This window comes from Mycobacterium sp. OTB74 (genome assembly GCF_029892685.1).
Classification (GTDB): Bacteria; Actinomycetota; Actinomycetes; order Mycobacteriales; family Mycobacteriaceae; genus Mycobacterium.
In genome coordinates, this window is sequence record NZ_JARXVD010000048.1 from 1 (window position 1) to 3510 (window position 3510).

Consider the following 3510-nt stretch of genomic DNA (forward strand, 5'->3'; position numbering starts at 1 on the left):
CGCAGGTTCGAATCCTGCCGGGGGCACTCAATAAAACGCCTGGTCACAGGCTGTTTTTGCACCAGCGCCGAGAGCCCCGCACCCCGTGCGCACCCTATTTTCCCGACACGCCCTGTCACCCGGCGTCACATTCGACGCATCCCGCGGCGCGTGCCGATAGGCTGGCCCCTGGTGGATTGGAGACACACCCGACGAGAGGTGTCTCAAACATGTCCATCACACGCATCACACCGCAGGGCACACCCGGTCGGCACCCCGATCCGATCACGGTGGTGGTCCACAAACTGTACGACCACCCGTACTCGGCGGTGATCAAGATGGGCTCGGACTGGATGGGCTCGCACTGGCTGACCGCGCGCCAGGCGCGCACCCTGGCCGCTGACCTGACCGCTGCGGCGACACGTTTAGAGGCTGGCGTGACCGATGAGTGAGCCGGACGACGATTTCACCCCGCACCCGATGCCCCCAACTGTCCCGCGAACCCATCAGGATGACCTCAACACGGCGGTGCTATCCGAATGGTTGGGCGTGCCACCGTTCGTCGCTGAGGAGCTTGACGAGGACGGCGGCGGGCCGGGGGTGAGCAACCTGTTCGATTTCCGCTCCCGCGAAGACGCGTGCACAGCCCATCACGAGGCCGGGCACGCGGTCGCCGTCGTTGTCCGCGGCGGCGAGCTCGTCAGCGTGGCTCTCGTCGCCTGGTCGGCCAACCCCGCCATGTCCGGCACCACCCGGCACCGGAGCGCACAGACGGCGCAACCGTTCGTTCTGTTCGCCGGGCCATGGGCTGAGGCCAGGTGGACCGTTGAGCACGACCCCGACGTGGACGATCTGGCCGAAGCGCTCAGCTACGCGTGGGAGAACAGTTACGACGGCGACACCGACCTGTACGAGGACCGGGTGGCGAAGCTGTCCGACCTCGCCGACCGGTTGGGGCTCGGCGCTCGCGGGCGCGCATGGGAATTCGAATGGTCAAACGAGCTTGACGAGCTGTGGCCGGTGATCTGCCAGGTGGCCGCACTGCTGATCGACGGCCAGACCGTCACGCACGGGTGTGTGCGTTCGCTACTCGATACGGCGGGGTTCGACGACAACGCGTGACCTCAACGGGCTCGGGCGCTCCACCAGCTCAGACCGGATTCGCTGGCCGTCAAGGCTGGCGATCACACCACCGGCACAGCGGCCTAACGTACCGAAATGCACTGCGCGGCAGCGTGTTTGACGCCCGAGCCCGTCGAGGGTGCCTAGCTCCCGCCCGGGTTGATTCCGGTCACGGTGCAGATCGCGGTCGGCCGGATCACACCCACGGTCACCCTTTCCTCAGCCCTGAAAGACCACGCGTTTTGCGACCACTCGTAGTCGCCGTACTGATTCGCCATGACCTCCATGCCGAGCCGGGTCCACGCCTGGCACGAAATCGCGGTGTCCAGCACAATCGCCGTGCCCTGCGGGCACTTGGTGGTCGGCACCACCCGCACCCCGAAGATGTTGTCAAGGTCCCCGAGCGAATTCGGATCGTTCTGGGCCAGCACATACAGCCCGGTGGTGGACTTCTGCAACTTGAGGTAGCGCCAATCCTCCGGATGCAGCACGACCAGGTCGGCCATCGCGAAGCTCGGGCCGACCCGCAGATCGGCGAACGCGCTGACAATCGCATCGATCGCGGTGCCCGAGCCCACCGGGCGGGTCAACAGGCCACCAGTGTTCAAGATTCCCAGCATGTTTGGGGCGGTGCCGTTGCCGTTGATGATCTGATCCGATTCGCAGTCATAGACCGCGCGGGCCAGCTCGGTGGGCAGGAACCCCATGAAGTCGGCGAAGTCGTCCAGCAGTTCACGCGAAATCGTCGCCAGCGCAGCGATTTTCGTGAAGCTGACGGTCTTCGGCGAAATCTGTGGTCCCACATCGGGTTTCGGTGCCAGCTCGCCTACTGCCGCCGCGGGCTGGGTGTTGCCGGTGTGCTGCAGGTAGGAGACGGACTGCGACTGCGCTTCGGCCCCGTTGAACGCGGCGAAGATTCGGTCCGGTTCATAGCGCAGTTCGAACGCGTACGGCAGCAGTGTGGGCGGCAGCAGTGAGCCGGGCGGGCCTTCGCCGATCGGGTTGGACGGTGCCCGTGGTGTGCCGGTGCCGCCGCCACCGCTGCCGGTGGCTTTGGTGGTCAGTTCCCACGACGGGCCGAAACTCTTGGTGCCGACATCGGGCCCGCCGACGTGCGTCGAGTAGCCGGGCAGCCGGGAGCGTGCCGCGTGAAACAGGCTCTCCCACTGCCCTTCTGACAGGTGCATCGGGCTCGGCGGGTCCCATCGTTTGATGCCGACCCGTTGCGTCTCGGTGGGCATGCCGTCGCTGTCCCCGTTGGCCCACTGTGCGGCCTGTGCCGGATCAACCCGGCCGGTGCGGAATGACTGCGCATAGTGGTAGGACTTGCGCTGGGCGAGAAGATTTTCCCGCTCGGTGTCCGCACCGCGCATCCAGTTCTGAAACTGGGCCACGGTGATCTGGTCGGATTCGAGCGCTTTGATGTTGACGTCGAGTTGTGTTTTCAGTTCATCGAGGCGGTGCTCGATGGCAGCAATGTTGGGCATGATGCCTCCAAACAGGATGCACGCCAACCGCTTTCGTGCGGGCAGCGTGAGCAGAACGTGTGCGCGGTGCGCACTGTGTGAGCAGGTCAGCGGCCTTGTGGCGGTCACGGCAGCGGGTACGGCAGCGGGTGGGCGGTCGCCTGTCGGCAGCGGCCCAGCGGTCGCCGTAGCGGTCGCCGTAGCGGCCCTGGCGGGTGGCCTGTGTTCCGGTGGGAACACCGAACAGTATGCGCCCCACCCCGTTCCGCTGTCACTGGATAGCGCGCTATCTAATTTCACACCCCCGCGGCGTCGGCCCGTGCGGTCGTCTCGTCGATCTGATCGCACAGCAGCGCCCCGCGGGCCAGCGCCCAGCGCTTCACACATTCGGCGTGCAGCACGAGCACCGGGCTGCCCTCGTCGAGCGCGGCGCGGGTAGCCACCGCGGTGCCGCAGGCCAGGGCCAGAGCATTACGCAGCATGTCGCGCACCGTGTCCCCGGTGCCGGTGCGCTCGGCCAGCTCGGTGCACAGCAGCAGCAGCGTCTCGGCGTCCAGCGGGCGCAGCGGGGACAGCACGTTGTCGGCGTCGGCGTGCATCAGCGACTGCCCATGCCGGAAAGCCAGGTCCAGCTCGGTGTCTGACAGTTCGTCGCGGTTCATCAGGTCGCCTTCACGGTGAGGTTCTGCACACTGGCCAAGCGGCCCTTGGATTTCGGGGTGCGTGTGCGGTGCAGGGTCGTCAGGATCGCGGCCAGTTGCCGTGATGCCTGCACGTGCAGGCCGGGCAGGGACGGGTCGTCGAGCAGGGTGGCCAGGGTCCGGGCCATGGCCACCATGGCCGGGCGGTCGCTTTGGTAGGGCTCACATTCGATGATGGTGGCCGATTCGACCGTGCCGAGCAGGTGCGTGATGTCAACAAAACCGGGCTTTGTCGGCAGCGG

5 protein-coding genes are annotated in these 3510 nt (G+C 66.5%); 2 read left to right on the forward strand and 3 right to left on the reverse strand.

The annotated features are described in order from the left end of the window. Positions 1-209: 209 nt before the first annotated feature. Entirely contained in the window at positions 210-431 is a 222-nt protein-coding gene (locus M2432_RS27810; RefSeq protein WP_280830077.1) for a hypothetical protein, read from the forward strand. After that, complete coding sequence (locus M2432_RS27815) at positions 424-1101, forward strand: hypothetical protein (protein WP_280830078.1); 678 nt, start codon at positions 424-426, stop codon at positions 1099-1101. The genes M2432_RS27810 and M2432_RS27815 overlap by 8 nt, the downstream gene beginning before the upstream one ends. A 143-nt stretch (positions 1102-1244) precedes the next feature. Here M2432_RS27815 and M2432_RS27820 read toward each other — a convergent pair whose 3' ends face one another. From M2432_RS27820 to M2432_RS27830, 3 genes are all read right to left on the reverse strand, one after another. After that, complete coding sequence (locus M2432_RS27820; RefSeq protein WP_280830079.1) at positions 1245-2588, reverse strand: phage major capsid protein; 1344 nt, start codon at positions 2586-2588, stop codon at positions 1245-1247. 275 nt (positions 2589-2863) lie between these two features. Further along, positions 2864-3229: a hypothetical protein gene (locus M2432_RS27825; protein ID WP_280830080.1), complete on the reverse strand. Its 366-nt coding sequence runs from the start codon at positions 3227-3229 to the stop codon at positions 2864-2866. After that, positions 3229-3510, reverse strand: a 282-nt coding sequence (locus M2432_RS27830) for a hypothetical protein (RefSeq protein ID WP_280830081.1), incomplete at its 5' end; no start/stop codon positions are given. The genes M2432_RS27825 and M2432_RS27830, both read right to left, overlap by 1 nt.